The sequence below is a fragment of the Pantoea sp. SGAir0418 genome, assembly GCF_043529865.1.
In genome coordinates this window covers 258,945-284,143 of record NZ_CP027911.1, presented here as the reverse complement: position 1 = coordinate 284,143, position 25,199 = coordinate 258,945, and the positions used below count along the sequence as shown (strand labels likewise).

Genomic DNA, 25,199 nt, shown 5'->3' with positions numbered 1-25,199 from the left:
AAAAAGGATGATTACCCGCATTGCATGAAGAATGACGGGTATATCAAAGCGTCAGGCTTGCCTTTATACTACCGCGCGATTGTTTATAAACTGCCCAAACGCCAACAGATGGGAATTCTCAGGTGAAGTTCGTAAAGTATTTATTGATCCTTGCAGTGTGTTGCATTTTGCTGGGAGCCGGCACGGTTTATGGTTTGTACAAATACATAGAGCCGCAGCTGCCTGATGTGAACACATTGAAAGATGTGCGCCTGCAAACCCCGATGCAGGTTTACAGCGCGGATGGCGAGCTGATCGCCCAGTACGGTGAAAAGCGCCGTATCCCGCTCACCCTGCAACAGATGCCGCCTGAGCTAATCAAAGCGTTTATCGCCACCGAAGACAGCCGCTTTTATGAGCATCACGGCGTCGATCCGGTGGGGATTTTCCGCGCCGCCAGCATCGCGCTGGTCTCCGGCCACGCCTCGCAGGGCGCCAGTACCATTACGCAGCAGCTGGCGCGTAACTTCTTCCTCAGCCCTGAACGCACGCTGATGCGTAAAATCAAGGAAGCCTTCCTGGCGATTCGCATCGAGCAGTTGCTGAGTAAGGATGAAATCCTTGAGCTGTATCTGAATAAAATCTATCTCGGCTATCGCGCTTATGGCGTCGGTGCGGCGGCGCAGGTGTACTTCGGTAAACCGGTCGATCAGCTGTCGCTGAGTGAGATGGCGATGATCGCCGGCCTGCCGAAAGCGCCGTCGACCTTTAACCCGCTCTATTCACACGCCCGTGCGCTGGCGCGCCGTAATGTGGTGCTGGCTCGCATGCTGGATCAGAACTACATCACGCAGCAGCAGTATAACGACGCGCGCAACACGCCGCTGACCGCCAGCTATCACGGCCCGGAAATCGCCTTCTCTGCACCGTATCTCACCGAGCTCGTGCGTCAGGAGATGGTGAAACGCTACGGCGACAGCGCCTATGACGATGGCTACAAGGTATATACCACCGTGACCCGCCATCTGCAGGAAGCCGCACAGCAGGCGGTGCGCAACAACGTGATGGCGTACGATATGCGTCACGGCTACCGCGGCCCGACCAACGTGCTGTGGAAAGTGGGTGAAGCCAGCTGGGATCACGCCCGCATCGTCAATACGCTGAAAAATCTGCCGGTCTACGGTCCGCTGAATGCCGCCGTGGTCACCAGCGCCAGCGCCGACGAAGCCACCGCCATGCTGAAAGATGGCAGCAGCGTTTCGCTGACCTTAGCCGGCGTGCGCTGGGCGCGTCCGTATAAATCCGACACCCTGCAGGGCCCGACGCCGCGCAGCGTCACTCAGGTGCTGCAGGCTGGCCAGCAGATTTGGGTACGCAAAGTCGGTGACGCGTGGTGGCTGGGACAGGTACCGCTGGTGAATTCGGCGCTGGTGTCGCTTAATCCGGAAGACGGTGCGGTACGCGCGCTGGTGGGCGGTTTTGACTTCAACCAGAGTATGTTCAACCGCGCCACCCAGGCGCTGCGTCAGGTCGGCTCGAACATCAAGCCGTTCCTGTATACCGCCGCCATGGACCGCGGCCTGACGCTGGCCTCCATCCTCAACGACGTGCCGATTTCACGCTGGGATGCCGGTGCCGGCGCAGACTGGCGACCAAAGAACTCGCCGCCGACTTATGCGGGTCCGATTCGTTTACGCCAGGGGCTGGGTGAGTCGAAAAACGTGGTGATGGTGCGCGCGATGCGTGCCATGGGCGTTGATTACGCCGCTGAGTATCTGCAGCGCTTTGGCTTCCCGGCGCAGAACATTATCCATACCGAGTCGCTGGCACTGGGCGCCGCATCCTTCACGCCAATGCAGGTGGCGCGCGGCTATGCGGTGATGGCTAACGGTGGCTTTCTGGTCGATCCTTACTTCATCGCGAAGATTGAGAACGAACAGGGCGGCGTGATTTTCCAGGCGCAGCCGAAGATCGCCTGCCCGCAGTGCAATCTGCCGGTGATCTATGGCGACACCAAAAAGTCGGTGGCGCTGAATGAAGAGAGCGTGGAAAACGTCGCCACCTCGAATCAGCAGCAGAATCAGACCGTGCCGCAGCCCGAGCTGGAACAGGTACCGGCTCAGCCGCAGCCGGCCGGCGATCAGCAGTATGCGCCGCACGTGATCAACACGCCGCTGGCGTTCCTGATCAAGAGCGCGCTGAACTCTAACATCTTCGGTGAACCGGGCTGGATGGGAACCGGCTGGCGTGCCGGTCGCGATCTGAAGCGTAACGATATCGGCGGCAAAACCGGTACCACCAACAGTTCCAAAGATGCCTGGTTCTCCGGTTATGGTCCGGGCGTGGTGACGTCGGTGTGGATTGGCTTTGATGATTCGCGCGCGCTGGGTCGCACCACGGTATCGGGTGCGATTCCGGATCAGATCTCCGGCTACGAAGGCGGCGCGAAGAGTGCGCAGCCGGCATGGGATGATTACATGAAAGTGGCGCTGGATGGTGTGCCGGTGCAGCCGCTGACACCACCGGACGGCGTGGTGACGGTGACCATTGACCGCAGCACCGGCAAGCTGGCAAACGGTGGCGGCAACACCCGTCAGGAGTACTTCATTAACGGCACCCAGCCGACCGAGTATTCGGTGCATGATGTGGGCACCACCATCATGGACAACGGTGAAAGCCACGAACTATTTTGATCAAAAAAGCCGGGGGAAATCCCCGGCTTTTTGTTTTTACCCCGTGCGACTTTCCGCGCCTTTTATTGCGCCGCCAGGTGTCCTCAATAACTCAACCGCCCCTGCTTCACCAGCCACTCACGCACCATGAACAGCGCGCTGACGTTACGCGCCTCGCGAAAATCCGGCTCTTCCAGCAGCGCCAGCAGATTGCTGAGCGGCCAGCGGCGTACAATCAGCGGCTCCGGCTCATCCCCTTCCAGCTTCTCTTCGTATAACCCTTCAGCTACCACGATATTCATCTTGCTGGAGAAATAGGACGGCGCCATGGTGAGTTTGCCCAGCGCGTCCAGCTGGTGCGCGCCAAAGCCCACTTCTTCTTTCAGCTCACGGTTGGCGGCTTCAAAAGCGCTTTCACCAGGATCGATTAAACCTTTCGGGAAGCCCAGCTCATAGGTTTCCAGTCCGACGGCGTACTCCTGGATCAGGATCACGTCATCGCCAATGATCGGCACAATCATCACCGCTTCACGATCGGAGGGCTTCATGCGCTCATAGACGCGACGCGCACCGTTGCTGAAGGCGAGATCAACCGCTTCGATGGTAAACAGGCGGGAGCGGGCCACCGCTTCCACGTTGAGGATGTCAGGTTTTTTCAGGGGAGTGGTCATATCAGCCTCAAACTTAGCACAGCCTTGTGAAACGCGATGACGTCAGCATACCGAAGCCCGCGGCATTGTGCGACACGCAGCGCGGGTCAATCATGGTGACATACATTTGTCCGCTGCCGCTAACAACTTCTTGTTATCTGCACAGTAAGATTTTCACAATAAGTCAACGGGGTAGCAGCAAATTCGGATAATACCGATGTTTAATTGAGGGGCTTGTGAGTACCATCCCGTTAAGGAATAATCTAACAAATTTATAATACAATGATTTTGCGCGGTATTTTGTTTCATTTGCCTCTTGTCAGAATGACTTCTGCTCGCCAAAATTGACTCGTATTGCAGGTTTTACCGGGAGCACATCGTAAACGTGACGGCAGTTTTTTGGCTGGATTGAGCAAAGCATGAGCACTCTTATCGTCATTCTGGCTGTCATGCTGGCCTGTTCGTTAGTGGCCGGAATCGGCTACTGGTACGCTATGCGGCATCGTCCGCCGTTGGCGAAACCACTGCCGTTTATCAGTCCGCCCTGCCGTAAACTCACCGATGAAGAACGCGCTGCCGTTGAGAAGTATATTGCGTCGCTGGGTAAAGCACGTCAGCACAGCGGCGGGCGATCGACCCGATCGTCACGGGAACCCGAAGCGCTGGCGCTGACCGCACAGAGCAATAATGTTTATCCCGTTACCCGCTCCATCACCCGTTACGGCCTCTCCACTGACGATCCCCACAAATGGCGCTACTACCTGGATGAAGTCGAGGTGCATCTGCCGCCGCTGTGGGAGCAGTACATCGCTGAAGAAAACTACGTCGAGCTGATCCGCACCCAGACCCTGCCGCTGGTGATCTCGCTCAACGGCCACTCGCTGGTGAACTATGCGGTGGAACAACCGGCGCTGCCGCCGCTGGTGCGGCCGATGTCGACCAACGCCTCGATTCGTAAAGAGGAGAGCGAAAACGTCGAGCTGCTGCAGGTGCGCAAAGAGTCGCCGGAAGAGTATCAGCTGTCGCGCGCCGACGGCACGCGTGAAGCGAGCGCCATTTGCTGCGCCTTCCTGCTGTTTTTCCTCAGCCTGGTGCTGCCCGGCAGCCTGATGCTGTGGATTGCGCTGCCCGCCGGCGCGATCGTCGCTGTCAGCCTGTGGTTTATGTACCGATTCCCCGGTGAAAAAGGGCTGCGCGATGTGCACTGTCTGCGCGGCGCACCGAAGCGCTGGGGCCTGTTTGGCGAATCCAATCAGGAGCAGAGCAACATTTCGCTCGGCATCATCGACTTAATCTATCCGGCACACTGGCAGCCTTATGTGGCGCACGACCTGGGCCAGGTGACGGATGTGGATATCTACCTGAATCGTCAGGTGGTACGCCAGGGGCGCTTCCTGTCGTTACAGGATGAAGTCCGCAACTTCCCGGTACAGCGCTGGCGTAAAAACCTGGTGCTGGCGTGCGGGTCGCTGCTGGTGCTGGTGATGCTGGTGAGCTGGATTCCGCTCAGCATGCCGATCAAACTCAGCCTCGCCTGGCTGAAAGGCACCGAAAGTGTGGAAGTGAACAGCGTCGATAAACTCACTGCCCTGCCGCTGCACATTGGCGATAGCCTGAAAGTGAGCGGCACCGGCATGTGCTCGGTTCCGGGCAATTACCAGAGCAACCGCAGCTACGGCTACATGCCGTTCGACTGCTCGGCGATTTACTGGAACAACGCTGCGCCGCTGCCGCTGCCGCAGTCCGACATCATTGACAAAGCCGCCGCGCTGCTGGAGACCACCACGCAGCAGCTGCATCCGGAAACCAACACCGACCCGAAACTGAACCCGCAGCTGGCGTCGGCGATTCAGAAATCAGGCATGATTCTGCTGGATGATTTCTCCGATCTGGTGCTGAAAACCCAGCAGCTGTGCAGCCAGCAGCAGGACTGCGTGCGCCTGAAAAATGCGCTGGTCAACCTCGGTAACGCCAAAGACTGGGATACGCTGATTCACCGTGCGGATTCCGGCAAGCTCAACGGCATGAATGTGCTACTGCGCCCGGTTAGCGCCGAAGCGCTGGAGAATCTGGTGAATACCGCCACCTCGACCTTCTTCTCGCGGGAGACGCGTCGCGCGGCGGAAACCCTTAACAGCCCGCCGCCGGGCGGATTCCTGATCATTAGCGATGAAGGCCGGCAGATGGTGAACCAGCCGCAGCCGTCGGTGGCGCTGTTCGATCTCGACGCCCCTTCACAATGGCACGAACTGCAGCGCCTGTCCGGCATGCTGCTGCACACGCCGTTTGCCGCCAGCGGTATCATTACCAGCATTACCACCGATGCCAACGGCACGCGCCACATCGCCCTGCACAACGAGCCCGATGCCATGGCGCAGTGGCGCTATCTGGGCACCGCGCTGCTGATGCTGGTGCTGATTGTCAGCGCCGTCAGCAACGGCCTGCTGGCGCTGCGCCGCATCCACCGCAACCGCCTGCGTATGGCGCAGATTCAGCAGTATTACGACAAGTGCTTTAACCACAACCTCAGCACTATGCAGAGCGTGCGCTCGCTGTTCTGACCCTCCGCCTTCTGTGCTACCCTGTCGCCCTGTTTTTCAGGGCGGAAAACAAAATGCCGATTACGCTTAAGGGATTGGCGATGGATCGGCAGCCCGCAACGGCACCTCGCCCTTGATTTATCACGTTGTACCCATACCTTTGGGTATCCGGCACCGGCCCGATCCATTTTTCCGGCGTCATGCGACCGTGTGCGACCGATCGCCACACGGCGCGACGCAGCGTAACAGCAGGAGCCGCAATGAAAGAGAAAACCAGTGAAGGCGTCCGCCTTGATAAATGGCTGTGGGCCGCGCGCTTCTATAAAACCCGCGCGCTGGCTCGCGACATGATTGAAGGCGGCAAAGTGCATTACAACGGCCAGCGCAGCAAACCGGGCAAAGTGGTCGAACTGCAGGCCGAACTGACGCTGCGTCAGGGCAACGATGAGCGCACGGTGATCATCACCGCCATCGGCGACCAGCGGCGTCCGGCCAGCGAAGCGCAGCAGATGTACGCGGAGACGGCCGCCAGCATCGAAAAGCGCGAAAAGAACGCGCTGGCGCGCAAAATGAATGCCCTGACCATGCCGCATCCCGATCGTCGCCCGGATAAAAAAGAGCGCCGCGATCTGCTGAAATTTAAATTGTCGGGCGATGAATAACTCGCGCCCCCACGAGAGAAACCTTATGTCTGTTCAAGATCAACTGCATCGTTACCTGTTTGAAAACGTCGCCGTGCGCGGCGAGCTGGTCAACGCATCTCAAACCTGGCGCGACATCGTGCAGAACCACGACTACGCCGAGCCGGTCAAAACGCTGCTGGGCGAACTGCTGGTCGCCACCAGCCTGCTCACCGCTACGCTGAAATTTGACGGCGACATCACCGTGCAGCTGCAGGGCGATGGCCCGCTGAGCATGGCGGTGATCAACGGAAATAACCGCCAGGAGCTGCGCGGCGTGGCGCGGCTGAAAGAGGATGCGGAGATTGCCGCCGGCAGCAGCCTAAAGCAGATAGTGGGTAACGGCTATCTGGTGATCACCATTTCGCCTGAGAAAGGCGAGCGCTATCAGGGCGTGGTTGGCCTGGAAGCCGATACGCTGGCGGGCTGTCTGGAAGATTACTTCATGCGTTCCGAGCAGCTGCCAACCCGCCTGTTCATTCGCACCAGCGAGAAAGGCGCAGCCGGTATTCTGCTGCAGGTGCTGCCCGCGCAGGAGCCCAACCTGGATGACTTCAACCATCTGGCCACGTTAACCGAAACCGTGAAGAGCGAAGAGCTGATTGAGCTGCCCGCTACTGACGTACTGTGGCGTCTCTATCATCAGGAAGAAGCCACGGTTTACGACCCGGCGCCGGTCAGCTTCAAATGCACCTGCTCGCGCGAGCGCTGCGGTGAAGTGCTGAAAACGCTGCCGCCAGAGGAAGTGGATGAGATTCTGGCCGAAGACGGCAAAATCGATATGCACTGCGACTACTGCGGCACGCACTATGTGTACGACGCCGTGGATATTGCGGCCATTCGTAACGCTCCCTCCGGCAATAGCGATCAACTGCATTAATCAGCAAACGGGCGGTGACGCCGCCCGTATTTTCCGCCGGCGTAGCGCTATGATTTTTCACGGAAATTAACTAATTTACGCTAACTTTAGTTTCATAAGTGGCAGATTTCTCTACTTGTCACGTTCCAGCTCGCATTTTTAACTCTCTTCACTTTTCCACCTCGCTCAGACGTGTACACTGCGCGCGATCTGCCCTGTGCGGCTATGCGCAGCAGGACGCAGAAACCCTCATAAAAAATGCCATGAAGTACCGATTTAAGGAGCAGTCACATGCGCGTTAACGGCCTGACATCGCAAGACCTCGAAACGCTCGGAATTAGCGGCACCACCGAGGTGGTGTACAACCCTGATTACGCCACGTTATTTCAGGAAGAAACCCGCCCGGAGCTGGAAGGTTACGCGCGCGGCACCCTGACGCAGAGCGGTGCCATTGCCGTGGATACCGGCATCTTCACCGGACGTTCGCCGAAAGATAAATACATCGTGCGGGATGACACCACGCGTGACACGCTGTGGTGGAACGACGTTGGCAACGGCAAGAACGACAACCAGCCGCTGTCACAGGAAACCTGGCAGGCGCTGAAAGATCGCTGCACGCAACAGCTTTCCGGCAAGCGTCTGTTTGTGATTGACGCCTTCTGCGGCGCCAACCCGGACACCCGCCTCAGCGTGCGTTTCGTGATGGAAGTGGCGTGGCAGGCGCATTTCGTCAAAAACATGTTTATCCGTCCGACTGAAGCCGAACTGGCTGAGTTTACGCCGGATTTCGTGGTGATGAACGCAGCGCAGTGCACCAATCCGGACTGGCAGGCGCAGGGGCTGCATTCAGAGAATTTTGTCGCCTTTAACCTGACCGAACGCATGCAGCTGATCGGCGGCACCTGGTACGGCGGCGAGATGAAAAAAGGCCTGTTCGCCATCATGAACTATCTGCTGCCGCTGAAGGGTATCGCCTCGATGCACTGCTCGGCCAACGTCGGCAAAGCGGGCGACGTGGCGGTGTTCTTTGGCCTGTCCGGTACCGGTAAAACCACGCTCTCTACCGATCCGGATCGCCAGCTGATCGGCGACGATGAGCACGGCTGGGATGACGACGGCGTCTTTAACTTCGAAGGCGGCTGCTACGCCAAAACCATCAATCTGTCAGAGCAGGCCGAGCCGGAGATTTACCGCGCGATTCGCCGCGATGCGCTGCTGGAGAACGTGGTGGTGCGCGCCGACGGCACGGTCGATTACGCCGACGCCAGCAAGACGGAAAACACCCGCGTGTCTTACCCGATCGAGCACATCGAAAACATCGTGCAGCCGGTATCGAAAGCCGGCCACGCGAAGAAGGTCATCTTCCTGACCGCCGATGCGTTTGGCGTACTGCCACCGGTTTCGCGTCTGACACCGGAGCAAACCCAGTACCACTTCCTGTCCGGCTTTACCGCCAAGCTGGCTGGCACCGAGCGCGGTGTGACGCAGCCCACCCCAACCTTCTCCGCCTGTTTTGGCGCGGCGTTCCTGACGCTGCATCCAACGCAGTACTCGGATGTGCTGGTGAAACGTATGCAGGCGTCCGGCGCGCAGGCCTATCTGGTGAATACCGGCTGGAACGGCAGCGGCAAGCGCATTTCGCTGAAAGACACGCGCGCTATCATCAACGCGATTCTGGCCGGTGAGCTGGATGAAGCGGAGACCGTGACGCTGCCGGTGTTTAATCTGCAGGTGCCCACCACGCTGGCACAGGTGGACGATGCCATTCTCGATCCGCGCCGCAGCTGGCCTGACGCCGCCGCCTGGCAGCAGGCTGCCGAAGCGCTGGCGCAGCGCTTTATCACCAATTTCGAGAAGTACACCGATAACGATGCCGGCAAGGCGCTGGTGCAGGCCGGCCCGCAGCTGTGAAGTAGCCCAGCCGCCACAACGGCGGCTTAGCTAAGGCACATTTCGTCGCGGCGCGATTTATCGCGCATGCCTGCAGCGGTAATATCGCTGATGGATGCGCAATAGATTGCGCCGCGACGGTTGGTGCGGAAATTTAACTAACGTTACTGCTTACTGCCGTCGTGGCGCTGTTTTCCGGAATCGGTAACCACGCACGGATACGTAATCCGCCGCGTTCACTGTCGCCAATCTCCAGCGATCCGTCATGCGCATCGATAATACGCTGCACAATTGCCAGGCCCAGACCGGTGCCGCTGGTGCTGCGCGCGCTATCGCCGCGTACAAACGGCTGGAACAGATGCTGTAACTGATCCGGCTTAATGCCCGGACCATCATCCTCCACCTGGAACCACGCGCGATTCAATTCCTGACCGCTGCTGACCTTGATCCAGCCGTTTCCGTAGCGCGCCGCGTTAACCACCAGATTCGCCACCGCGCGTTTAATCGACAGCGGATTAATATCCAGCATCAGCTCCGCGTCCATCACCGCATTCTCAATCTCGCGTTCGTAACCGCTCTCCGCCGCCACCACTTCGCCCAGCACGCTATTCAGATCGGCGCGCTCGGTTTGCATCTCCTGCCCGGTGCGCAGGTAATCGATGAACTGCTCGATGATGGCGTTACACTCTTCGATATCTTTGTTGATCGACTCGGCCAGGTAGCCATCTTCCTCGCCCATCATCTCGGTGGCGAGACGGATGCGCGTCAGCGGCGTGCGTAAATCATGGCTGACGCCGGCCATCAGCAGCGTACGGTCATCGGCCAGCTGCTTCACGCCCGCCGCCATCTGGTTGAAGGCACGCGTCACCGAACGCACTTCCGAAGCACCGTATTCGCGCAGCGGTGGCGGAATAATGCCTTTCCCCACCTGCAACGCAGCGTGTTCGAGATCAACTAAGGGTCGGTTTTGTATACGGATAAACAGCCAGGCGCCGCCAATCGCCAGCAGCATTATCGCCAGGGTATAGCGGAACAGCGGCGAGAAGTCGCCCTGATGGATTTCGGTCAGCGGTACGCGCACCCAGATATCCGGCGACAGCCAGGTTTTCAGCCAGACCACCGGCGAGTTTTTGTTAACCTCAACCCGCACGTCGGTCGGCCCGCCCAGCTGCTGCGCCATCTGTTCACTGAGGAATTCGTAATGCTGCGCCCAGCGCAGCCCGCTCTCTTCCGCCGCCGCGTTGGTGTACAACGAGATGCCCAGTTCACGATAAATTTCGCGCCGGAAGGCCGGCGGCACTTCCAGCTGCGTACCATCCTCCAGCTGCAGCCGATCGGTCATCAGCATACGCACTTCGTAGGCGAGGACTTTGTTGAACTGCTGCAGACTGGGAAGAATGGCGAAATTGAGCACCACCAGGTAGGTCGTTACCAGGCTGACGAACAGCAAGGTAACGATCAACAACAGGGTGCGGGCAAACGAACTGCGGGGTGAGAAGCGCAATCGCCTCATGCTTTACTGCCGTCCGGAACGAATACGTAGCCAAGGCCCCAGACGGTCTGGATGTAGCGCGGATGCGCCGGATCTTCTTCGACCATGCGGCGCAGACGAGAGATCTGCACGTCGATAGAACGCTCCATCGCACTGTACTCACGCCCGCGCGCCAGGTTCATCAGCTTATCGCGCGACAGCGGCTCACGCGGATGGCTCACCAGCGCTTTCAGCACGGCGAACTCTCCGCTGGTCAGCGGCATCGGCTCATCTTCACGGAACATTTCGCGCGTGCCGAGGTTCAGTTTGAACTTACCGAAGGCGATGACCGCTTCTTCCTGCGACGGCGCGCCCGGCAGCTCATTGGCCTGACGACGCAGCACAGCACGAATTCGCGCCAGCAGCTCACGCGGGTTGAACGGTTTTGGAATGTAGTCATCGGCGCCGATTTCCAGCCCCACGATACGATCGACCTCTTCACCTTTCGCGGTGACCATAATGATCGGCATCGGGTTACTCTGGCTACGCAGACGACGGCAAATTGACAGACCATCTTCGCCCGGCAGCATTAAATCGAGCACCATTAAATGGAATGATTCGCGGGTCAGCAGACGATCCATCTGCTCGGCGTTGGCGACGCTGCGCACCTGAAAGCCCTGTTCGGTGAGATAGCGTTCGAGCAGTGCGCGCAGACGCATATCATCATCGACGACCAGAATTTTGTAGTTCTCTTGCATGTTCAACTCCCAAAGGCGCCATTGCCTGAGCCGATATTGTGTAAAAAAGATGCCTGTCTGTGACAGTCATTAATGGTTTATATTCTAGCCGAAATTGTTACAAAGCATATTAAACAGCAGCTTATCTTTAATTTTAACCGCGAACTGCGGCTCCGCTCGCGCTTTTCTGACTGATTTTGACGCCGTTTAGCGCTTGTCTGAAAATCAGCGCCGTTTTCTGCCGGCGAGTGGTCCAGCCGGGCCGTCCCGCTTCCGCCGTCAGGCGGGGCGCGCCATTTGGCTTAAGTTTCGCCTGCAGGATAAGCCAGCGGCCGCGCTCAGCAGCATAAAATATCGCGTTTTCGCCGCTGACTGCGCATCCGCGCTCGGAACAGTGCCAGTGCGCGCGTAAAATAAGGCCAGCGTTAAATAAAGTGATTTAAATCAGTCAGTAAACTCCCCTTTCCTCTGCGCAAATGATCTCCGACACTGCATCGGTACCTGCTTATTGAGTTCATGTGGAGAAGAAAGATGAAAAAAACCGTTGTTCTGCTGAGCGCTCTGGTACTCACCAGCCTCACACAGGTTCAGGCCGCTACGCCAGCGGGCGAAGCCGCCGGCGCACAGGCGTCGACCACGGCCAAAGGTAATTCCGATGCTATCGGCATCGGTGCGGTGGGAGCCCTGCTCGGCGTCGCGCTGGCCACCATGGGCGGCGGCGATCACGGCGGCAGCAGCACCTCAACGACCACGGCGACCACGCCGGGCAAATAACGCTTATCTGGCGCGGCAAGGCTGCGGCGCTTCCCCCTCTTATACTGCCAGCCCTTTCGCCAGCGGAGAATAAGTTGCGCCCCGGCTTGTTTCACCAGGCCATTACTCTCCGCCTCTTTTTTCCTCACTTTCCGTGACGTACTCAATGCGGTTCACAAACCACACCTTCTGTCCTTCCGGCGTGTTCACCGTCACCTCGTCATCCACCTCTTTTTTGATCAGCGCGCGCGCCATCGGCGAGTCGATGGAGATGTACTCTTTCACCGTATCGCCATAGATCTCGTCCGGTCCGACGATGCGAAAACGCTTCACATCGCCCTGCTCATTCTCCACTTCCACCCAGGCACCGAAGAACACTTTGCCCTCCTGCTGCGGCGCATAATCAACGATTTTCAGCTCGGCGAGGCATTTACGCAGATAGCGCACGCGCCGATCGATCTGGCGCAGCAGGCGCTTGTTATAGGTGTAATCGGCGTTTTCAGAGCGATCGCCCAGGCTGGCGGCCCAGGAGACAATGCGGGTGATTTCCGGCCGCTTCTCATTCCACAGATGCTCGTGCTCAGCACGCAGCTTGTTATAGCCTTCGCGGGTAATCAGTTGGGTTTTCATCGCTTCACTCGTGGTTACAGCCCTGTTCACTGCACAGAGGCTATCACAAAGCCTTACCTGCCCGGACAGGCACCCAGCGTCTTTTTCATCAGGCGCACATAATCGGCGACCAGGCCGGGCGTCCAGGTCATGATTTCTGCCCGTTCGCGCAGCACGCAGGCGCCCCAGAATGCCGGCAGCAGCAGCAGCGCAAACACCTGCTGCAGCCGCTGGCCGTAATAGCCTTCAAACGCCACGTCCAGCGCATCCACCACGGTGGTCGAACAGTTTTTTGCCGTCAGATTATACAGGCTGTCACCACGGTTGGCCTGCCAGTAGCTGGCGAGCGCCTGCCCGTTGTAGTGCTGAAAACTGAAGGTTAAATCCGGGCTGCGCCAGTCGGCAATCTCTGCCGCCAGCGAGGGGAGAAAACGGCCGGGGCGATCGTTAATCTGTCCGGCCAGCAGCAGACGCGGCAGCTCGTGCGGTTGCGGATCGATCTCCTGCTGCGGATAAAGGCTGATGTAGCCGCACTCGCCAAAGCTCAGTGCCGCGTGGCCGGTACAAAAGTGCCCTTCACCGTTAATCACGCCGATGTAACGGTCAATCACATAGCGCTTCGGCTGTTGACTGGCTTCAGACTGCGCCTGCCAGACGTGGACACAGAGAGGAAATGCCGCGGCGACCGGCGGAAAGCGGGCCTGCTGCCACGGCCGGAGCCGCGCAATATGACGATGGCCGCGACAAAACCACGGCAGCAGCGTAACGGACTGACCCGCCGGCAGGCGCTGCCACTGGCGCCAGACGCGCCACACCGTCAGGCTGAACGACAGCAGCAACAGCACCAGCCAGCTGCCCAGCAACAGGCAGGTATGCAGGTTGTCATTGAAAAACAGCACCACGCTAAGAACCATCTCGCCGCAGCCCAGCATAAAATGTCGCACCCAGCGCTGACGCTGAATCAGCGCCGCGCTCAGACAGCGAAACAGGCCGTTAAACAACAGGCAGATTTCCATCACCGTCAGCAGCAGTTTCTTCAGTTGCCTTTCATCACCGTGCCACAGCGCGCCGGCCAGCAGCGTGCCGACAAAAATCAGGGAAAACAGCAGATTGAGCCAGCGCTGCAGCGACACCTCGCCGCTCAGCAGGTTAAACAGCAGCGACAGCGACAGTAAGAGCGCCAGCACCTGTAGCGACAGATTGATGTGCCCATCGACCAGCACGTCCGCCACGATCATGCCGGCCAGCAGCACGCCGCACAGCGCCAGGCCATAAATCAGCAGACGATAACGCACCAGCAGCTCGCGTCCGGCCAGCAGCAGCAGTAATTTGATCATTGCTTCACCCTCCTTCCGTGGTTTGCCGCGGATTATAGGGCAGAGGCGGGGCGAGCCTGTCAGCAACCGGCACGCCATTGCGCTGGGGTTTAACACATAGGTGGCTAAGTTTCTCTGAGTTGCGCGCTGCATTCAGAAAAAGACGGATTCACCGGTCAGCGGCTGGCAATTTGCGGCCTCAGTCCGTATAACTGTCCCCTATTTCTAACCCTGTGTAAGCAAGACCGTTACTGATGATGAAAGATTCGCTGAGCCAGATTATCGCAGGTGAGCTGAAGGCACGCGCCGACCAGGTTGACGCCGCCATTCGCTTGCTGGACGAAGGGAACACCGTGCCGTTTATCGCACGTTATCGTAAGGAAGTGACCGGCGGGCTGGATGATACCCAGCTGCGTACGCTGGAGAGCCGTCTCGGCTATCTGCGTGAGCTGGAGGAACGCCGCCAGTCGATTCTGAAATCCATTGATGACCAGGGCAAACTGACGCCGGAATTAGCCACTGCCATCAACGGCACGCTGAACAAAACCGAGCTGGAAGATCTCTATCTGCCTTATAAGCAGAAGCGCCGCACGCGCGGGCAGATCGCTATCGAAGCCGGGCTGGAACCGCTGGCTGAGACGCTGTGGAACGATGCGTCTCAGGACCCAGAGCAGCTGGCAGCGCGTTATGTCGACGCGGACAAAGGCGTTGCCGATGTGCGTGCCGCGCTGGATGGCGCACGCTATATCCTGATGGAGCGCTTCGCCGAAGACGCCACGCTGCTGGCGAAAGTGCGTGATTACCTGTGGAAGAACGCCCATCTGGTTGCGCGCGTCGTCGAAGGTAAAGAGGAAGAAGGCGCTAAATTCCGCGACTACTTCGATCATCACGAAGCGCTGAGCAGCGTGCCGTCGCACCGCGCGCTGGCCATGTTCCGTGGCCGTAACGAAGGCATTTTACAGCTGTCGCTCAACGCCGATCCGCAGTTTGATGAAGCGCCGCGCGAAAGCTACGGTGAAACGCTGATCGCCGACCACCTTGGCCTGCGCCTGAACAACGCACCGGCCGACAGCTGGCGCAAAGCCGTGGTCAGCTGGACCTGGCGCATCAAGGTCCTGCTGCACCTCGAAACCGAACTGATGGGCACCATCCGCGAACGGGCGGAAGACGAAGCGATCAACGTGTTTGCCCGTAATCTGCACGATCTGCTGATGGCGGCTCCCGCCGGCATGCGCGCCACCATGGGCCTCGATCCGGGCCTGCGCACCGGGGTCAAAGTGGCGGTGGTCGATGCCACCGGCAAGCTGGTCGCGACCGATACCATCTATCCGCATACCGGCCAGGCGGCCAAAGCCGCAACCTCGGTGGCGGCACTGTGCGCGAAACATCAGGTTGAACTGGTGGCGATCGGCAACGGCACCGCTTCACGTGAAACCGAGCGTTTCTTCCTCGACGTACAGAAGCAGTTCCCGCAAATCAAAGCGCAAAAAGTGATTGTCAGTGAGGCCGGAGCATCGGTCTATTCCGCTTCCGAACTGGCGGCGCAGGAGTTCCCCGATCTCGACGTTTCGCTGCGCGGTGCGGTGTCTATCGCCCGTCGTCTGCAGGATCCGCTGGCAGAGCTGGTCAAAATTGACCCGAAATCGATTGGCGTCGGCCAGTATCAGCACGATGTCAGCCAGAGCCAGCTGGCGAAAAAACTCGATGCGGTGGTGGAAGATTGTGTGAACGCCGTGGGCGTCGATCTGAATACCGCTTCGGTGGCGCTGCTGACGCGCGTCGCCGGCCTGACGCGCATGATGGCGCAGAACATTGTCAGCTGGCGTGACGAAAACGGCCGTTTCCAGAACCGCCAGCAGCTGCTGAAGGTGAGCCGCCTTGGGCCGAAAGCCTTTGAACAGTGCGCCGGCTTCCTGCGCATCAACCACGGCGATAATCCGCTGGATGCCTCAACGGTGCATCCGGAAGCCTATCCGCTGGTGGAGCGCATTCTCGCCGCTACAGAACAGGCGCTTAATGAACTGATGGGCAATCCGGGTAGCCTGCGCGACCTGAATGCGCGCGACTTCACCGATGAGCGTTTCGGGCTGCCGACCGTCACCGATATCATCAAAGAGCTGGAGAAACCGGGCCGCGATCCGCGTCCGGAGTTCAAAACCGCGCAGTTTGCCGAAGGCGTGGAGACGCTCAACGACCTGCTGCCGGGCATGGTGCTGGAAGGTGCGGTGACCAACGTGACCAACTTCGGCGCGTTCGTCGATATCGGCGTGCATCAGGACGGCCTGGTGCATATCTCTTCGCTGTCGGACAAATTCGTAGACGATCCGCATCAGGTGGTGAAAGCCGGCGATATCGTCAAAGTGAAGGTGATGGAAGTCGATCTGCAGCGTAAGCGTATCGCGCTGACCATGCGTCTGGATGAGCAGCCGGGTGAAAGCAACGCGCGCAGCGGCGGCAAACGCGGCGCAGGCAAAGAGGCCGCGCGGCCGGCCGCCGGTGCCAAAGGCCGCGGCAAACCTGCCAGCAGCAGCGTCGGTAACAGTGCGATGGGCGATGCGCTGGCGGCCGCGTTTGGGAAGAAACGCTAAGCGGCGCGCGAGTACAGGAGGTTGATAAATTGTCCTGGCGGACTACGCTGAAAAAACCGTGTGAAAAAATGACCTTCCGCGTAACCCGGCGATCCGATGGACATTATCAACTTCCTGCTCGATGAGATTTATGAAGGTAGCTTCCCCGTCGCGGCGCGCGAGCGCCTGCTTTCGCACATCCGCGCGGCGCGCGACACGGTAAAGCTGCCGCGTAAAGCGCACTGGGATGAAAAAGACGTGGTGCTGATCAGTTACGCCGACCAGTTCCGCGAACCCGAGCAGCCCACGCTCGCCAGCTTTACGCGCTTTTATCAGCAGCATCTGCAGTCCACCTTCAGTCTGGTGCATCTGCTGCCATTTTTCCCCTACTCGTCCGACGATGGCTTCTCGGTTATCGATTACCACAAAGTGAACCCGATCTGCGGTGACTGGCAGCACATCACGGCGCTGCACAGCGAAACCCGGCTGATGTTCGATTTCGTCTGTAACCACATGTCGGCGCACAGCGCGTGGTTTCGCCACTTTCTGGCGCAGGATGCCGGCTGGGACGACTTTTTTATCAGCATGCCGCCCGCCACCGATCTCAGTGCCGTGACGCGCCCGCGCACCTCACCGCTGCTGACGCCGTTTACCCTCGCTAACGGCGACACGCGCTTTATCTGGACCACCTTCAGCGCCGACCAAATCGATCTCAACTTCGCCAATCCGCAGGTGCTGATCCGCATGGTGGGCGTGCTGCTGGATTATCTCAACAAAGGCGCGGATTACGTGCGGCTGGACGCGGTGGGCTACATGTGGAAAACGCCGGGCACACGCTGTATCCATCTGACCAAAACCCATCAGCTGGTGAAGCTGTTTCGCGCCATCGCCAACGAAGTCGCGCCAGGTACGGTGATCGTGACCGAAACCAACGTGCCGCATCAGGATAACATCAGCTATTTCGGCAACGGCCACGACGAAGCGCAGATGGTTTACCAGTTTTCGCTGCCACCGCTGGTGCTGCACGCCATTCACTCCGGCTCGGCGCGCGCGCTGCGCCAGTGGGCCAGCACGCTTGAGCCCGGTGATGGCGGCACCACCTTCTTCAATTTTCTCGCCTCGCACGACGGCATTGGCCTCAATCCGGCACGCGGAATTTTGTCAGAAGTCGAGATTGTGGCGCTGGTGCGTGAACTGGCGCTGGAGGGCGCGCTGGTCTCCTATAAAAACAACCCGGACGGCAGCACCAGCCCGTATGAAATCAACGTAACGTATCTGGATGCGCTCAATCACCAGACCGACGATGACGAGACGCGCCTGCGTCGCTTCCTGCTGGCGCACGCGATTCTGCTGGCCTTTCCCGGCGTGCCCGCCATCTATATTCAAAGTATTCTCGGCTCGCGCAATGACAACGAGGGCGTGCGCGCTGCCGGGCACAACCGCGCCATCAACCGTGAGAAGTACAGCCTGCGCGATATCGAACAGCAAATCAGCGGCGGCAACCCGCTGCGTCAGCAGGTGTTTGAGCGGCTTAGCGCGCTGATTCAGCTGCGCACCCGGCAGCCGGCGTTCCATCCGGACAATCCGATGACGCTGCTGGAGAGCGACAACGCGGTGCTGCTGCTGCGCCGTCACGCCGCGGACAGCGACGAAGGGTTACTGTGCGTGTTCAATCTCAGCAGCCGCGAGATCAGCACTACGCTGCCGCAGGCGCGCCCTTTTCAGGATGTGATCAGCGGGCAGCGCGTGGATGGCAGCCAGCCGCTGGTGCTGGCCGCCTGGCAGTTTATGTGGCTGCGTGGATGAACTGCTGCACCTGCTGGCAGAACGCCTCCGGGTGCGAAATAAACGGCGCGTGCGCGGCCTTCGCGATGACAACCGACTGCGAATGCGGCCAGCGCGCATCCAGCTGCGGCGCAATGCGGCGCGGCACCAGGCCATCCAGCGCGCCATAGATACGCAGGAACGGCAGCGTCAGCCCATCCAGTGCGCTGCGCAAATCATCGTGGCGCAGAATGTTCAATCCCCCTTCCAGTACCGCCACTGACGGCATCGGCTGCGACAGCACTACCTCTTTCAGCTGGCGCGCATCCTGACGCGCATTTTCCGTCCCCATGGTTTGCAGCGCGAGAAAACGCTCCACCGTGCGCTGGAAATCGCTGCTCAATTGCTGCTGGAACGTCGCCAGCGTCTCAGGCTGAATGCCGGGCCATTCATCCCGGGCGGTAAAGCACGGCGACGAGGCCACGCTAATTAATGCCGCCACGCGATCGGGCTGGCTCAGCGCCAGCTGGCTGGCCACTAAGCCGCCCAGCGACCAGCCAAGCAGCACAGCGCGCGCTGGCAACTGCGGTAGTAGCTGCTGCGCCATCTGCGCCAGGCTCAGCGGCCCAAATCCCTGGCTGCGGCCAAATCCCGGCAGGTCCACCAGGTGCAGACGAAAATGCGGGCTGAGTCGCGGAACAATGTGTTGCCACACTTCGGCGTTCAGTCCCCAGCCGTGCAGCAGCACAAGATCGCGATCGCCTGTGCCTGTGGTGTGCCAGTAAAGCGAACTCATCGGTTACACTCCCGAAAAGTGAAAAGGAGGTCGCTATGCTAGCAATCCCTGCCCTGTGTTGGCTATGCCGTCTGCCGCTGCGTATCGCCCGGCACGGCCTGTGCAGCGTATGTCTGCGCCAGCTACCGGCGCTGCCGGCGCTCTGTCCCTGCTGCGGACTGCCGGCCAGCGGCGATCAAGCGTGCGGACGCTGCCTGCGCCGGCCGCCGCCGTGGCACGCTCTCACTTGCGTGAGTGATTATGTGCCGCCGCTGAGCGAATGGGTGCAGCGGCTCAAATTCTCGCGCGCAACCGCACTCAGGGTGATGCTGGCACGGCTGCTTTTGTTAAAATTATTAACAAAGCGCCGCCAGCAGCCGCGTATCGATCTGGTGCTGAGCGTGCCGCTGCATCGCCGCCGCGCCTGGCAGCGCGGGTATAATCAGGCCGCGCTGCTGGCTAAACCGCTGGCGCGCTGGCTCGGTTGTGAATACCGCGAAGGTCTGCGCCGGGTGCGACACGGTGCGGTGCAGCATGTGCTCAGCGCCCGCGCCCGGAAAAGCAATCTGCGTGGCGCGTTTCGCCTTGAAATGGCGGTGCGCGGACGCCACATCCTGCTTATCGATGATGTGGTGACCACCGGCAGCACGGTGGGGGAAATCAGCCGCTTATTACTGGCGCAGGGCGCGGCCAGCGTACACATAGGATGCCTGTGCCGTACCTTGTAGAGCGTCGGCGTTGGGCGTATTATAACCAGGTATTTTAGTCAACTATTGAGCAATCGCCATGATCCGTATTACTGATACTGCGCAAGAGCACTTCGCAAAACTGCTGTCAAAACAGGAAGATGGCACCCAGATTCGCGTATTCGTTATTAACCCGGGTACGCCAACCGCCGAGTGCGGCGTCTCCTACTGCCCGCCGGACGCGGTCGAAGCCACCGATACCGAACTGAAGTTCGACAAGCTGTCTGCCTATGTTGATGAGCTGAGCGCGCCGTACCTCGAAGATGCGGAAATCGACTTCGTGACCGATAACCTCGGCTCACAGCTCACGCTGAAAGCGCCGAACGCTAAGATGCGTAAAGTGTCGGACGATGCGCCGATGGTTGAGCGCGTGGAGTATCTGCTGCAGGCGCAGATCAACCCGCAGCTGGCCAGCCACGGCGGTCGCGTCTCGCTGATGGAGATCACCGACGAAGGCTACGCCATTCTGCAGTTCGGCGGCGGCTGTAACGGTTGCTCGATGATTGACGTGACGCTGAAAGACGGCATCGAGAAAGAGCTGCTGGCCGCCTTCCCTGAGCTGAAAGGCGTGCGCGATCTCACCGAGCATCAGCGCGGCGAGCACTCCTACTACTGATAGAAGATGCGGCAGCCACCCCGGCTGCCGCGTGTTTTACGGCTTCTTACGCCCTTCATTGACGATCGCCAGCAGCTGCTGCACTTTCCGGTAACTAAACAACTTCTCCAATGGTACGCGCAGTTTGCGCCGCCAGTTGGGGTATTCGGCTACCGTGCCCGGCACGTTGACCGGCGTCTCCATTCCCAGCCAGTCCTCCGGCTGCAGCCCCAGCAGGGCGCTGTCGGTGTACGCCAGAAAGCGGTGCACGCCCTGATTCAGCGCAGGCGTCAGACGCTGGCCGGCGCGGTTTTTGCTGCGCGTATCAATGGCTTGCACCTCGCTCAGGGCGTTCAGCAACGCGGTTCTCTGCCCATCGCGTTCGGCGATGGCCGCCTTCAGCATGCTGCGTTTAGTAAACAGCCCCAGCTGCTCGCGCAACTGCAGATCGGCGGCATGCCAGAATCCGCTCAGCGTCGGCAAATCATGGGTACTGGCGCTGGCAATCGACTGGCGCGGATAGGCTGCCGGTGGCCGGAACTGCCCGTCCTCCCCGCACTCGAACATCAGCACCTTCCACGAAAAAATGCCGCGGTCGCGCAGCAGGCTGACGATCTCCTGCGGCACGGTGCCGAGATCTTCACCGATCACCATGCAGCGCTGACGCTGACTCTCCAGCGCAAGGATCGCCAGCAGGTCGTGCACCGGATAGGCGACATACGTGCCTTTATCGGCACTTTCGCCATAGGGAATCCACCACAAACGCAGTAGCGCCATAACGTGATCGATGCGCAGCGCCCCGCAATCGCGCATATTGGCGCGCAGCAGATCGATAAACGGCTGATAGCCCCGCGCGCGCAGTACATGTGGATCGAGCGGCGGCAGCGCCCAGTTCTGCCCGAGCGGGCCAAGCGGATCCGGCGGTGCGCCCACCGACGCGCCCAGCTTATACAGCTGCGGATCCTGCCAGGTTTCCGCGCTGTGCTGTGCCACGCCAACCGCCAAATCGCGATATAACCCGACCGCCATCCCGAGTTGCTGGCTACGCTGCCAGCAGGCGGCGAACTGCTGCTGCGCCAGCCACTGCAGCCAGCTCCAGAACAGAATGTCGTCCTCATGCTGTGCGCACCACTGCTGCACCTCTGGCTGCTGCGCCTGCTGCCAGCCTGACGGCCACTTTTCCCAGCCCCACTCGTCGGGATGCTGCTGACTGCGCGCTGCCACGATGGCGTCAAATGCCGCCTGATAGCGCAGCGCATCGCCGCCTTCCGCAAGAAATTGCTGAAACGCCGGCTGCTGTGTCAGCTGCGGCTGCGCGTGCTGCCAGGCAAAACGCAGCGCAGTCAGCTTGAGCGTCGTCACCGCGCGATAATCGACAAACGCTGCGCTGCGCGCCTGTTTTAGCGCTTTGCGCGTTGGCGCGCTGTGCCACCAGCGCTGGGCGGTTTCACTGTGGGTGAATTCGTCGATTTGATTGATGTCGATGTACAGCACGTTGAGCCAGCGGCGCGAACTCGGGCTGTACGGGCTGACGTGCTCCGGCTGCGCCGGATAGAGCGCATGCAGCGGGTTGAGACCGATGAAATCGCCGCCGTGAGCGGCGACCTGCTCCAGCATCTGCATCAGATCGCCAAAGTCGCCGATGCCCCAGTTACGCGCCGAGCGCAGCGTGTAGAGCTGCACCAGCGCGCCCCAGCGCTTCTCCCCCTGCGCCAGCGCTGGCGGCAGATAACAGCGCGCCGGTGCGATGATAATGCGCGTCTGCCACTGCTGGCGTGAAGTGCTCAGCGTGAGCTGATGGTAGCCCTCGGGCAGTTCTGCCGGCAGCGCCAGGCTTTCTCCCGCGCTCAGCGTGCCGTCATAGTGCTGCCCCTGCTCGCTCACCAGTTGCCAGCGGTAGTCGTCGCTGCCCTGCGGCGTCAGTTCAGGCAGCCCGGGCGGCGTGAACACCAGCACCGGCGGCAGCGGTGGCGCGTTGCCCGTCGGGGCATCCATCAGCGCCAGCAGCGCGCGTTTGGTGTCGTCGCTGATGGTCTGTGACTCACCTTTATTGTTGATAAAACTCAGTGCGATACCGGCATCCCGTGCAGCCTGATCCAGTTTCTTCATGGCCATGTTGTCTCCTTCGTTGCCGTGCGCACATTACGCATGCAGCGTCATTTTCCGGCGGCTCAGCGCGCCGCCTGCCAGATACGCTGTTGATAATCGCGAATCGAACGATCGGCACTGAAGCGGCCGGTATGCGCCGTGTTGAGAATCGCCGCTTTGGTCCACGCTTCCGGATCGCGCCACAGCGCTTCGACGCGCTGCTGCGCCGCGATGTAAGCGGCGAAATCGGCCAGTACCAGCCACGGATCGCCCTGTTTGCTCAGGCTCTCCAGCAGCGGCGCAAATACCTGCCGGTCGCCGTCGCTGAATTTGCCCTTCTCCAGCTCCTTCAGCAAACCGTCGAGATAGCGATCGTGCTTGCGCAGTTTCTTCGGACTGTAACCGTCGGCCTTCAGTGCTTTTACCTCATCCACCGTGTTGCCAAAGATAAAGATATTTTTCTCACCGACCGCCTCGGCAATCTCCACGTTAGCCCCGTCCAGCGTGCCAATCGTCAGCGCGCCGTTGAGCGCCAGCTTCATGTTGCCGGTACCGGAGGCTTCGTAACCGGCCGTGGAGATCTGCTCCGAGAGATCGGCTGCCGGAATCATCAGCTCGGCGGCGGTAATCCGGTAATCCGGCACAAACACCACCTTCAGGCGATCGCCCACCAGCGGGTCGTTGTTGATCACCTCCGCGACTTTATTGATGGCACAGATGATGTTTTTTGCCAGCAAATAGCCGGGCGCCGCCTTGGCGCCAAACAGAAAGACGCGCGGCACGAAGTCGGGATTGTCCGGGTTATCGCGCAGCTGGCGATAGCAGTGCAGGATGTGCAGCAGACTGAGATGCTGGCGTTTGTATTCGTGCAGGCGCTTGATCTGCACATCAAACAGCGCGTCAGGATTGATATCAATGCCGGTCACGCGTTTGATGTACACCGTCAGCCGCAGTTTGTTTTGCTGCTTGATGGTGCGGAACTGCTGGCGAAAACTTTTCTTCTTCGCCAGCGGCGCCAGCCATTCCAGCGCGTCGAGATCGTTGGCCCACTCCACCTGCAGGCTGGCGTCAATCAGCGCGGACAGCAGGGGGTTGCACTGCTTCAGCCAGCGGCGCGGCGTAATGCCGTTGGTGACGTTATGAAACTTGTGCGGCCACAGCTGGTGATATTCCGGGAACAGATCGTTAACCACCAGCTGCGAGTGCAGCGCTGCCACACCGTTGACGGCGAAACAGCTCACCACGCACAGATTGGCCATGCGCACTTCGCCGTCGCTCACCACCGCCAGCTTGTGCCAGAGAGCGCTATCATTCGGCCAGCGCTGTTTGACCTGCTGCTTCAGCTGGCGATTGATCTGTTTGATGATTTGCAGATGGCGCGGCAGCAGTTCGCGCAGCAGGCTCGCCGGCCAGCGCTCCAGCGCCTCCGGCATCAGCGTATGGTTGGTATACGCAAAGGTGCGGCTGGTAATGTGCCAGGCGTCGTCCCAGCTCAGGCCATGCTCATCCAGCAGCAGACGCAGCAACTCCGGAATAGCGATGGTGGGATGGGTATCGTTAAGCTGAATCACTTCGAAATCCGGCAGCGTATGCAGCGCACGGCCCGCCAGCCGGTGACGACGCAATATGTCGCTCACCGCGCAGGCGCACTGGAAATACTGCTGCATCAGCCGCAGACGTTTACCTGGCGCATGGTTGTCATTGGGATAGAGCACTTTGGTCAGCTTGTCGGCTTCAATGCCCGGCTGCTCCGCCTGCAGGAACTTCCCGGCGTTAAACAGCGTCAGGTCAAACGGCTGCGCGCTGGTGGCTTGCCACAGACGCAGCGGCAGCGTGATGCCGTTGCGATAGCCGATTACCGGCAGATCCCAGGCCTGGCCGATCAGCTGCTGTGCCGGACGCCACTCGACGCTGCCATCGTCGCGCTTTTTAACCTTACCGCCCAGCCCCACCGGCACATCCAGCGCCGCGTTGTGGCGGAACCACGGATAGCGATCGCGCTGCCAGTCATCCGGCGCTTCGTGCTGCTGTCCGGCCACAAACGACTGACGAAACAGGCCGTACTGATAGTTGAGGCCGTGCCCCATCGCCGGCTGGCCGACCGTCGCCATCGCATCCATGTAGCAGGCCGCGAGCCGTCCCAGACCGCCGTTGCCCAGCGCCGGATCGACCTCCTCCTCCAGCAGTTCATTCAGCTCAACCTGGTGCTCTGCCAGCGCGGCGGCCACCTCGTTATACCAGCCGAGATTGAGCAGGTTATTGCCGGTCAGCCGGCCGGGCAGAAACTCCATTGAGAGATAATTAACGTGGCGCTGAGCGCTTTTCGGCGGCACGGGCGGCTGTGCGGCGAGCAGTTCCATCAGCGCCCGGCTGAGCGCCTGCCACCACTGATGCGGCGTAATCTGCCGGGCGGAAGTCAGTCCGAGCTGCTGCCACTGGCGGGTCAGCGCGGCGTCAAAGCGGGTTTTATTGAATTTTAGCGGCGACATAGTGCATCCCTTTGCATCC

At 59.9% G+C, this 25,199-nt stretch carries 18 protein-coding genes; 10 read left to right on the top strand and 8 right to left on the bottom strand.

Annotated features, from left to right (window positions below; all coding sequences use genetic code 11):
• Positions 1 to 122: 122 nt before the first annotated feature.
• Positions 123 to 2,672: a peptidoglycan glycosyltransferase/peptidoglycan DD-transpeptidase MrcA gene (gene mrcA / locus C1N84_RS01180; protein ID WP_264441901.1), complete on the top strand. Its 2,550-nt coding sequence runs from the start codon at positions 123 to 125 to the stop codon at positions 2,670 to 2,672.
• Between the two features lie 83 nt (positions 2,673 to 2,755).
• On the opposite strand, the gene nudE is transcribed toward mrcA, so the two are convergent.
• Complete coding sequence (gene nudE / locus C1N84_RS01175; RefSeq protein ID WP_127834670.1) at positions 2,756 to 3,322, bottom strand: ADP compounds hydrolase NudE; 567 nt, start codon at positions 3,320 to 3,322, stop codon at positions 2,756 to 2,758.
• Positions 3,323 to 3,720: 398 nt separating this feature from the next.
• Here nudE and C1N84_RS01170 point away from each other — a divergent pair, with 398 nt between their 5' ends.
• The 4 genes from C1N84_RS01170 to pckA all read left to right on the top strand — a co-directional run bounded on the left by C1N84_RS01170 (position 3,721) and on the right by pckA (position 9,291).
• Positions 3,721 to 5,862, top strand: coding sequence for an intracellular growth attenuator family protein (locus C1N84_RS01170; protein ID WP_058770964.1), 2,142 nt, complete (start codon positions 3,721 to 3,723; stop codon positions 5,860 to 5,862).
• Between the two features lie 239 nt (positions 5,863 to 6,101).
• Positions 6,102 to 6,503 (top strand): ribosome-associated heat shock protein Hsp15, encoded by a 402-nt coding sequence (hslR, locus tag C1N84_RS01165; protein ID WP_021507413.1) that lies wholly within the window; start codon positions 6,102 to 6,104, stop codon positions 6,501 to 6,503.
• A 25-nt stretch (positions 6,504 to 6,528) separates the two neighbouring features.
• The gene (hslO, locus tag C1N84_RS01160) at positions 6,529 to 7,401 is read left to right on the top strand and encodes an Hsp33 family molecular chaperone HslO (protein WP_264441900.1); all 873 of its coding nucleotides are present in this window, start codon (positions 6,529 to 6,531) and stop codon (positions 7,399 to 7,401) included.
• Between the two features lie 270 nt (positions 7,402 to 7,671).
• Complete coding sequence (gene pckA / locus C1N84_RS01155) at positions 7,672 to 9,291, top strand: phosphoenolpyruvate carboxykinase (ATP) (RefSeq protein ID WP_021507411.1); 1,620 nt, start codon at positions 7,672 to 7,674, stop codon at positions 9,289 to 9,291.
• A gap of 133 nt (positions 9,292 to 9,424) precedes the next feature.
• Here the strand turns inward: pckA and envZ are convergent, their stop codons facing one another.
• Positions 9,425 to 10,783, bottom strand: a complete 1,359-nt coding sequence (envZ, locus tag C1N84_RS01150) for a two-component system sensor histidine kinase EnvZ (RefSeq protein ID WP_031279686.1) — start codon at positions 10,781 to 10,783, stop codon at positions 9,425 to 9,427.
• A complete protein-coding gene (ompR, locus tag C1N84_RS01145) occupies positions 10,780 to 11,499 on the bottom strand; it encodes an osmolarity response regulator transcription factor OmpR (protein WP_001157751.1) in 720 nt (239 codons plus the stop codon). Before ompR ends, envZ begins: the two co-directional genes overlap by 4 nt.
• 510 nt (positions 11,500 to 12,009) lie before the next feature.
• Between ompR and yjbE the strand changes: the two genes are divergently transcribed.
• Positions 12,010 to 12,252: an exopolysaccharide production protein YjbE gene (gene yjbE, locus C1N84_RS01140; protein ID WP_021507409.1), complete on the top strand. Its 243-nt coding sequence runs from the start codon at positions 12,010 to 12,012 to the stop codon at positions 12,250 to 12,252.
• A gap of 102 nt (positions 12,253 to 12,354) precedes the next feature.
• Here the strand turns inward: yjbE and greB are convergent, their stop codons facing one another.
• Positions 12,355 to 12,861 carry a transcription elongation factor GreB gene (gene greB / locus C1N84_RS01135; RefSeq protein WP_264441899.1) on the bottom strand — a complete coding sequence of 169 codons (507 nt, stop codon included), beginning with the start codon at positions 12,859 to 12,861 and terminating at the stop codon, positions 12,355 to 12,357.
• A gap of 53 nt (positions 12,862 to 12,914) precedes the next feature.
• Positions 12,915 to 14,177 carry a hypothetical protein gene (locus C1N84_RS01130; protein WP_264441898.1) on the bottom strand — a complete coding sequence of 421 codons (1,263 nt, stop codon included), beginning with the start codon at positions 14,175 to 14,177 and terminating at the stop codon, positions 12,915 to 12,917.
• Between the two features lie 236 nt (positions 14,178 to 14,413).
• Here C1N84_RS01130 and C1N84_RS01125 point away from each other — a divergent pair, with 236 nt between their 5' ends.
• Both C1N84_RS01125 and C1N84_RS01120 read left to right on the top strand, forming a co-directional pair.
• Positions 14,414 to 16,744 (top strand): Tex family protein, encoded by a 2,331-nt coding sequence (locus tag C1N84_RS01125; RefSeq protein WP_394541838.1) that lies wholly within the window; start codon positions 14,414 to 14,416, stop codon positions 16,742 to 16,744.
• 96 nt (positions 16,745 to 16,840) lie between these two features.
• Positions 16,841 to 18,529 (top strand): alpha-amylase family glycosyl hydrolase, encoded by a 1,689-nt coding sequence (locus C1N84_RS01120; protein WP_059011199.1) that lies wholly within the window; start codon positions 16,841 to 16,843, stop codon positions 18,527 to 18,529.
• Here the strand turns inward: C1N84_RS01120 and bioH are convergent.
• Positions 18,510 to 19,283, bottom strand: a complete 774-nt coding sequence (gene bioH, locus C1N84_RS01115) for a pimeloyl-ACP methyl ester esterase BioH (protein WP_021507404.1) — start codon at positions 19,281 to 19,283, stop codon at positions 18,510 to 18,512. The genes C1N84_RS01120 and bioH overlap by 20 nt on opposite strands.
• Before the next feature lie 35 nt (positions 19,284 to 19,318).
• Here bioH and gntX point away from each other — a divergent pair, with 35 nt between their 5' ends.
• Both gntX and nfuA read left to right on the top strand, forming a co-directional pair.
• A complete protein-coding gene (gene gntX, locus C1N84_RS01110; protein ID WP_264441896.1) occupies positions 19,319 to 19,990 on the top strand; it encodes a DNA utilization protein GntX in 672 nt (223 codons plus the stop codon).
• A 58-nt stretch (positions 19,991 to 20,048) separates the two neighbouring features.
• Entirely contained in the window at positions 20,049 to 20,624 is a 576-nt protein-coding gene (nfuA, locus tag C1N84_RS01105; RefSeq protein ID WP_021507402.1) for a Fe-S biogenesis protein NfuA, read from the top strand.
• A gap of 36 nt (positions 20,625 to 20,660) precedes the next feature.
• On the opposite strand, the gene malQ is transcribed toward nfuA, so the two are convergent.
• Both malQ and malP read right to left on the bottom strand, forming a co-directional pair.
• On the bottom strand, positions 20,661 to 22,718 hold the full coding sequence (gene malQ / locus C1N84_RS01100; protein ID WP_264441895.1) for a 4-alpha-glucanotransferase: 2,058 nt from the start codon (positions 22,716 to 22,718) through the stop codon (positions 20,661 to 20,663).
• A 56-nt stretch (positions 22,719 to 22,774) separates the two neighbouring features.
• Positions 22,775 to 25,180, bottom strand: a complete 2,406-nt coding sequence (gene malP, locus C1N84_RS01095) for a maltodextrin phosphorylase (protein WP_264441894.1) — start codon at positions 25,178 to 25,180, stop codon at positions 22,775 to 22,777.
• Between the last annotated feature and the right edge of the window lie 19 nt (positions 25,181 to 25,199).